Below are 7,993 nucleotides of genomic sequence, written 5' to 3' on the forward strand. Positions count from 1 at the left end.
GCACCGATCGTGGCGAATACCGAGGAACGCGCCCTCTATACCATCCACGGCGGGATCGACGTGGCTGGGGATACCTTCGCGCCGGGGCAGCTACTGGTCCTCCGCCCCGGTGACGAGGTCACCGTAACGGGCGTCGATGACGGCACCGGCGCCCATGCGCGCTTCATGCTCTTCGGCGGCGCGCCGATGGAGGGGCCGCGCTACATCTGGTGGAACTTCGTGTCCTCGCGGCGGGAGCGTATCGAGGAGGCGCGCGAGGAATGGCGGCGAGGCCGTTTCGCGACGGTGCCGGGGGACGAGGCCGATTTCATCCCCGCGCCGGAAGGCAGGCCCAAGATCAAACGCGCTCAGGGCGGGGTTTTCTACCCCTGACGCTGGCTTCACCTACAGTCGAGCATTCACAGGCAAGGACTTCGAATACCACTATGACCGATCTTTCCAATCAGCCGCTTGAACAACTGAACCTCGACGAGGCTGCCCGACCAAAGGCGCCGCCGGTGCCTGAGGCGACGGACAGGCACCGCGCTCAGGGGCGGCAACTGGCGGCCATCCACCGGCACTATCTGATGGAGATGGCGCGGATCGGGGCGGTTCTGGCGCGGATCGAAGCGGGGGACAGACCACCGGAAGACCTCAAGCGGATCGTCCTCTCGCTCGATATGGCAGAGAATTTCCGCGCCTTCGGTTCGCTTTGCGGACGCGAATGCCAAATTCTGAAGTTCCACCACGACATCGAGAGCGCCGACATGTTCCCTCGGATCGAGGCGGCGGGTAAAGGCAAGTTCCGTGAGGTCGTCGCCAAATTGAAGGCGGAGCACGCGGTGGTGCATGAGTTGATCCTCCGCCTCGACCGCGCGGCGGACGTATTGACGGAAGATCCGAACGATGCGAATTTCCTTCATGCCGCCACCGCCTTCAGAAAGTTGGAGGAGGTCGTGCGATCTCATTTCAGATACGAGGAAACTGAACTGGCAGAGGCCATCGGTTATTATCTCGGATCGGTCTAACTATTCCTATTGGCCATCACTGCATTATTGAGATCGAAAAGCCTTTCGACAACTTGGAAGGGGCAAGCAATCTTCAAATCAAAAAAACCCTTCGTTTCGCAGCGAACGGCGGCTCCTAATCTACACCAAGGGCTGAGAGCCGCTATTCGCTGCGCCATAGACGACCGACAGCTATGCCGCGGAACCGGACATAGATGAATGTGCGCCTTTGGCGCGAGTTACTGTATGCTATCTGCTGTAGGTCCGTAGTCCAGCTTATTCTTCACGATGCTCCCTAGACCACATCCTTTGCGACTGTGAGAACTGCTGGCTACGTCTCTCTCGTGGACGTGATTTCAGCCATTCAGGATCATAGCCGAATGCCTCGAAGAATCTGCATTGTTGAGCCGTCAACGAATGTATGGCGTCTTTGGCCGGATAGAGTGTCACCCCTTCGTTATCATACCTACGTTGACCTCTAAATCTCTTTTCTCTCTCCGCCATCAGAGGCTTCAGATGGAGCGCGGGGTGATCGGTGTAGTTGGGAGAAGCCTGTTCTATGGACTGGAAGAAAGCGCTGACCAAAGTGTCGGCCAATTGAAGTCCAGGTGACTCCGAAGCGGGTAGCCGAAGGATTTGATCGCTGCAAAGGACGCTGGGATCAATTTCCCTTGCGTCCAAATAGGTTGTTCCAGCGACGGCCTGATTTTTTAGCTGGATCACATATGCCTTGAACCTTCCAAAATGGTGCCCGCGGCGGCTGGCCATCACAACGCGCAAAACAGGTTCTCTAATTGCGTGCCGCATTGCGGTTTTGGTTACGTATGTTGTGACACGCTCCAACAATAGTCGGCTTACGAAATTGTATAGAACGTCTCTCGGGTTCCCAGTCGCTGCTGCTGCGGCACGGGGATTTTCGTATCCAATCATTGTCTGTTTGTAGGAGCAAACGACGAAGCCACGCGCAGAGAAGTCTCTCTTTGCCAAACGCTTTGCTGTAAATATCCTATTTTTAGCCTTGAGTTTCTTGTAGTGGAGAGTTCCTCCGGCTTGTCCGCCAAATGAAGTCAAAATCTCGTCTGTACGGCGCTCAAGATCGCTCTCTTGATCCGCGCGAACGAGATATCCGCCAATACATAGCCATTCTGAATTCCCGTCTTTATGGCATGGCTTGAGCTGGTCGACTTTATCGTCCCCGGCTTCGTCCACGAACAACGTGTAGTGATGCACTCAGATAAGCCCCCAGATTTCACAATGCATTCTTGGGATTTCCTCTGATTCCATTCAAGGCCCGTGGGTTGCCTTAATCAATAATTCAGAAGTCCGAGGCCGCGAACACGTCGGTTCAGGTGTCCACTCGACTTAGCGTGCGCCAGGAAGGTATTTCCCAGTCCCGTGCAGCCAACCTTACCCCGGCGGAACCCAAAGGGTAGCTTTTGAAGTGCAACGGCCATGTGTTGGGAAATCCCAGAAAGTCCGCTCCGGGCCGTTCGTAACTTTGTCCTCTCCGTGGACACGAGGGGCGCGGAGAGCGGAAGTTCGCTGCGTTCGCTCACTGAAGAAAATGCAATACGACAAGCGGTCATTGACAGGGTTGTAAATTTACTCCCACGAGTACACCCTATGCAGTAGCGTCAAACAATTTTTTACTAGCGAGAATTTGTCGGTGAAAGACCTAGCCCCTATAAAGAAAGCACTCGCCGCCGCTGATCGAAGCGGCGAACTGATTGATTGCATTCTCTCTTTGGAAGGTCGTGTAAGACGCCTAGAATGTGGGCCAATTTTGTGTGAGATGCATAATCAAGGGCAACTCTCGTTAGTCTCTGGTCGCAATTTAACGGCAATAGCACAGCTTGAGCACAATAGTTTTTGGATGGTTGTACATACTTTGGATCAGTCCATTTCTGGATTGAAATGCTCCTACCGAGAAATTTTGGAATTTGTCCATACGCTGGTGAAGAAAGGCGGCTCTGACGGAGCGGCAGGCATGCCGAACCAATCTTTAGTAGAGTGGTCCAGCGCAAACCCCGAAAAAGCCAAACAGATTATTTCGGGTGCAATGTCTCTCGATCAGCTATGTTTGGCACATTGCGTTTTTGCGATCCAAGGCCTTGGCGATCCAACAATCGCATTTGAACTCCTGGATCATTCAGACAAAGCAGTTGTTGCAGTCGGGTTGCGTTCACTCGGGAGACTTAACTTGAAAGACTTAGCAGATAAGAAGCGTCTCATGGATGAGTGTTTCAAAGCGTTGAGCGAAGAGTCGGATCAAGATGTGAGATCATCAGCTATTGAAACCGCCTTCAAGACTTGGGAAGAAATGGGCCAATCTGAGCCCTACCTACAGGCGGATATCATATCGGCCGTTGTCAACACCAATGAGGAAACTGAGCTTGCCCTACTTGCTGCAATGCTCTTTTGCCACCCAAAAGGCTTAGTCTCGAACAGCATTATTCTGATCTTAGACGCTGTAAAATCGGAAGCTGCTCCCGCTGCGGCAGTCCTCAACCATTTGGACCACGCTTTGCACGCCAAGGACGAAAGGTGGCCACTGGAGAAAGTTGTCGATGTCTTCGCAAAACAAGTCCCAAGACTGCCGAAATCAACTGAAGCGAGTGAGTACTACCATTTTTGCCGCTGGATTTGGGAGGATCAGAGCAATGCTTCAAAGCTCTTTTCTAGCTGGTTAAATGACGGCCAATTCGCGCTATGTTCGTTCATTTCTAACATGGTTGGAGCGGGTGGGAAGAAAGGCAAACCTATTGAGTTAATGAAGGCCGACTTGCCGGGTGATGCAGGCGATCAAATCTTCATGGCCAGAAAATGCGTTGGTTTCTTTTGGCTACATGAAGTTACTGCGGCCTCGATCCTACTAAGTATCATAAAACATGGAAAGCAGGCCGCAAGAACAGAGATCGAAGAGCTTTTGTTTGATCCACTTTTGCTTTGCTATGGGGGTGAACTACGTGATTTTTTAATCAATCAGAAAAGAAGCACGTCGAAGCGGATTGCTCAATGTGCTCAAAGGCTACTCGATAAGCACGACACATACATAAAGGGTCTTGAGCAAACAGACGGTCTTGTTGAACTTCTTCCAAGTAACGTGCAGCGGCGTGCAGCGGCTGCAAAGGACCACGAGCGCAACCGGGATATCCAAAAACAGGCCCATAAACGGTCAATATTTGCGGACATAGTCAGCCACTCTACTCTACTATATGGGAAGAAAAGCTTCACAATGATCTATGGCGCGGATGACAAAAAGACGCCAAGCATCACACCACTTTCCGAGTTTTCTTATAGTGCTGAGCTACCAAGGCTTTCCGTCGTCGATCCAGTAGGTTTCCACGAAACCTTGACCGTGTTTCGCCTAGAGAAACGGATCTCACGATGAAAATAATCTTGAAAGAGTATCTTGCATCGCTCAAGGAGCGAGGTGACCTTGACAAAGCCGTTTTACCAAACTTGCTTTCAGAAATTGGGCTTCGCGTACTCAACACGCCGATGATCGGAACAAGGCAAAATGGCGTCGATATTGCTGCGGTTGGGAAAATCAAAGGTGAGGATGAACATAGCTATCTATATCTTTTTGTAATCAAGGCCGGGAACGTACGGAGAAATGATTGGGACGGTGGGGCTCAGGCTGTCCGTGCGGAATTAAACGAAGCCCGTGAAGTATACTTGCGGAGTAATGTTTCCACAGAGCACGCTAAACTACCCGTGAAGATCTGCTTATGTTGTGGTGGGGAACTTGAGGAAACAGTCTTGATGAACTGGGCAGGGTTCACTGAGGCGAATACATCCGACAACATCGCATATAAGTTGTGGGATGGAGATCGCCTCGCGGAACTCATGATGCGTAGCTTGTTGGCGCGGGAATTGCTGGAAGAAGAACCTCGGCGCAATTTTCAAAAGGCCATCGCAATGGTGAACGAACCTGCTGCTTGCTACGATTACACACGTGCGTTCTTAAGTGATTTGTTATTGGAAGAGCAAGCGCAACAGAAAGCTCAATTACTGAAGCTTCGCCAAGCTTACATCTGTCTACACGCGGTCACAGCGTGGGCCATTGAAGCCGACAACTTGGAGAGTACCTATCGCGTTTCAGAGCTCGGGTTCCTGTTTTGCTGGAATGTGGTCCGTGTAAATGAACCGAAAGAAAAACCCACAAAATATGACAAAACGCTGACTTCGATCTTAGATCAATTTCTTAAATTGTATTTGACGACATCTGAAATGTACTTTGCCAAGACTGCTTATGCTCACGGCAACAAACTGCACGCTCTTTCTGTTGCAGTGCGGTCTCGCGAGTCAGTGGACGTCAACCTGGCCCTGTTTGAGCTAGTAGGTCGGCTAGCTGTACGCGGAATTTGGACAGATCATTTCTCAAAGGTCCTATCGAAGGCAGATCCCGAGTTTGCGCAATCATTTGCGGAGACGACGGCCCGAACGTTAGATACGATTGTCTCAGCAATTAACACAAATCCAACACTCAATGCGCCGATTAAAGACGATCACATGATTGAGATCGCATTGGTCATGTATCTTGCACAACAGACCCGTACGGTAACTCGCTTCTTACCTTGGTTGGAAGGAATTTCCGGTAAAACGACATTTGCCTTGATAACAAATTCTCAGTACCCAACCTGTCGCCATGACTACAGTGATTTACTGTCTCACCCAGCCAGTTCTGACCAATCCTACCGTGATGAGGCGTGCGTTGGGAGCATTCTGTATCCGTACCTCTATCTATGGATACACCACGCCACTGACCTCGCCAATATAACCGAATTTGCTGAGCGCCTCCAAAATAAGATCCCCAATTGTACTCACCAAGCATGGTTCCCAGATGAAAACACGGACGATCATATCTGGAGCGGAAATACTGATCATGGAGTTTGCGTCACTGACCTTTCCCCTCAGAAGGGCCACGATGCATTGGCTGAAACACTCAATCAAGCCATCAAAGCATGTCCAGCCGTCGGTGAAATGAGCGCCGTCAAGTTTGGGTTGTCGCCTATGCTGTTAACTGCGTGTAGACACTACCGCGTGCCTGTTCCGCCTAACTTTTGGTTTGTTCAGGATAGTTAACGGGTGATCCGGTGGATAATATGGATTGACATTTGTTGCCAATGTCTGCTCAGCACCGGGGCACGACCTCATAGCCGTGGTGGATAGCATGGCGCACTCGATCGAGGTGAAGACCCGTCAATTCCTCGAACGGCCGACCGAGATTTCGCGCTGGCCGGTCGACATGGCTACGAAGGGCGTGAACTGGCCCCCATTTCGACCGGCCACCTTGGACTGACCAAGGAGGCTTAAGGATAGCCTTAAGCACATGCTTATGTCTGAGATGGAAATCATTACTGATGGCGGGCGCCGTCGACGCTGGTCTGCGGCAGAAAAGCTGCGGATCGTTGAAGAGACCCTCTATGACGGGGACAGCGTTTCCGCTGTTGCTCGCCGTAATGGCGTGGCCCCAAATCTGTTGTATCGTTGGCGTAGATTGATGCTCGAGGGAGGGAGTATCGCCGTGACAGGGGATGACAGCGTGACCAGTAATAAGGCTGTCCGAGAGATGGAAGCCCGCGTGAGGGAGCTCGAGCGCCAGCTGGGACGCAAAACGTTGGAAGTGGAGATCTTGAAGGAAGCGCTCGACAAGTCCCGCTCAAAAAAACCGACCTTGCTTGCGCAGTCGCTCAAACCGGGCGGTTCCCGATGAAGGCGGTGGCACAGACGTTAGGCGTATCCCGTTCGAACCTACATGAACGGCAAAGGGGAAACACGGAGCCGCGTCGGAGCTATTATAAAGCTCAGGACGCGGCGCTCTTGCCACGTATCGAGCGTTTGGTGGCGGAGCGCCCAACCTATGGCTATCGCCGGATCTGTGCAGTGCTGAACCGGGAGCTCAAGGCAGAAGGCCTTGCCCCGGCAAATCATAAACGCGTCTATCGCATTATGAAGGCCAATCACCTGCTGCTGGAGCGATCCGGCTTCGACCGGCCCGAACGCGCCCACGATGGCAAGGTCATCATGATGCGGTCGAACTTGCGCTGGTGCTCTGACGGGCTGGAGTTCACCTGTTGGAATGGCGACATTATCCGCGCGGCGTTTCTGCTCGATGCTCATGATCGTGAGATCATTGCCTGGCGGGCCGTCGCCGATGCCGGGATTAGCGGCTCGGACGTGCGTGACATGCTTCTGGAGGCGGTCGAGAAACGCTTCGGCAGCTATCGTGCGCCAGAGGTGGTCGAGGTCTTATCCGACAATGGAAGCGCTTACACAGCAAAGGAAACCCGCATCTTCGCTCGCCAGCTCGGCCTGAAGTCATGCTTCACCCCAGTCGCCAGCCCGCAATCCAACGGCATGTCCGAAGCCTTCGTAAAGACGCTCAAACGCGATTACGTGCGCGTCAATCCACTACCCAATGCCGAAACCGTTTTGAATTTGATAGGAGAATGGATCGAGGACTATAACAACAACCACCCACACAGCGGCCTAAGATGGCGCTCGCCTCGCGAGTTCATCAAGGCTAAAACCGAAACCGCTTAGGTGTCCGGTGAAACGGGGGCCGGTCCAGGGCGACGCCGACTTTTTCCTCTTTGTTGAGCTCGATCTTCGAACGCTTTCACCGACGTTCTACCTCCTGACGAACGACCAAGCACGCGCGACGCACCGCGTCTCGAAGGGGCTCGGGAACTGCTATCCGTCGCACGTCCGCAAGGCGGTCGCGGCAAACGGCTTCACGCCGCTTCTCGCTGCGGGCGCGCCTCAGGCACTGTCATAGATGTCAGCCGCGATCAGCAGGCTGACCGCTCGGTGCCGCTTGCCCGCGCGCTGCTTCGAACTCCCAAACGTTGCTGCACGCAGACTAAGACGGCTGCTTCGGGGAAGCTGCGCCGCAGCGATGCCTGTCTTGGCGGAGGTCCGGTTTGGGCCGTCTGTGGCGACGGCCCAGCGGTTTAGATTTCGATAGCTTCGGCGATCACCAGCGCATCTTCAAGCTCGAC

The 7,993-nt window shown here is 53.0% G+C and carries 6 protein-coding genes; 5 read left to right on the plus strand and 1 reads right to left on the minus strand.

What is annotated here, in order from left to right:
- A partial coding sequence (locus tag ACGYLD_RS17240; RefSeq protein WP_394403343.1) for a pirin-like C-terminal cupin domain-containing protein occupies positions 1-372 on the plus strand: 372 nt, incomplete at its 5' end.
- Positions 373-425: 53 nt separating this feature from the next.
- Positions 426-1,007 (plus strand): hemerythrin domain-containing protein, encoded by a 582-nt coding sequence (locus ACGYLD_RS17245; protein WP_394403345.1) that lies wholly within the window; start codon positions 426-428, stop codon positions 1,005-1,007.
- Between the two features lie 255 nt (positions 1,008-1,262).
- On the opposite strand, the gene ACGYLD_RS17250 is transcribed toward ACGYLD_RS17245, so the two are convergent.
- Positions 1,263-2,216: a DUF3800 domain-containing protein gene (locus tag ACGYLD_RS17250; RefSeq protein WP_394403347.1), complete on the minus strand. Its 954-nt coding sequence runs from the start codon at positions 2,214-2,216 to the stop codon at positions 1,263-1,265.
- A gap of 436 nt (positions 2,217-2,652) precedes the next feature.
- Between ACGYLD_RS17250 and ACGYLD_RS17255 the strand changes: the two genes are divergently transcribed.
- From ACGYLD_RS17255 to ACGYLD_RS17265, 3 genes are all read left to right on the plus strand, one after another.
- Positions 2,653-4,377 carry a hypothetical protein gene (locus ACGYLD_RS17255; protein WP_394403349.1) on the plus strand — a complete coding sequence of 575 codons (1,725 nt, stop codon included), beginning with the start codon at positions 2,653-2,655 and terminating at the stop codon, positions 4,375-4,377.
- On the plus strand, positions 4,374-6,074 hold the full coding sequence (locus ACGYLD_RS17260; RefSeq protein ID WP_394403351.1) for a hypothetical protein: 1,701 nt from the start codon (positions 4,374-4,376) through the stop codon (positions 6,072-6,074). The genes ACGYLD_RS17255 and ACGYLD_RS17260 overlap by 4 nt, the downstream gene beginning before the upstream one ends.
- A 253-nt stretch (positions 6,075-6,327) precedes the next feature.
- A protein-coding gene (locus tag ACGYLD_RS17265; protein ID WP_394403352.1) for an IS3 family transposase occupies positions 6,328-7,535 on the plus strand; the annotation gives its coding sequence in 2 pieces (ribosomal slippage) (positions 6,328-6,652 and positions 6,652-7,535; 1,209 coding nt in all).
- The last annotated feature ends 458 nt before the right edge of the window (positions 7,536-7,993 follow it).

Origin of the sequence: Sulfitobacter sp. 1A12056 (assembly GCF_043558125.1) — a bacterium.
GTDB lineage: Bacteria > Pseudomonadota > Alphaproteobacteria > Rhodobacterales > Rhodobacteraceae > Sulfitobacter > Sulfitobacter faviae.

Coding starts and splice junctions, on each gene's coding strand:
- ACGYLD_RS17245 (WP_394403345.1), top strand. CDS start 426: ATGACCGATCTTTCCAATCAGCCGCTTGAACAACTGAACCTCGACGAG.
- ACGYLD_RS17260 (WP_394403351.1), top strand. CDS start 4,374: ATGAAAATAATCTTGAAAGAGTATCTTGCATCGCTCAAGGAGCGAGGT.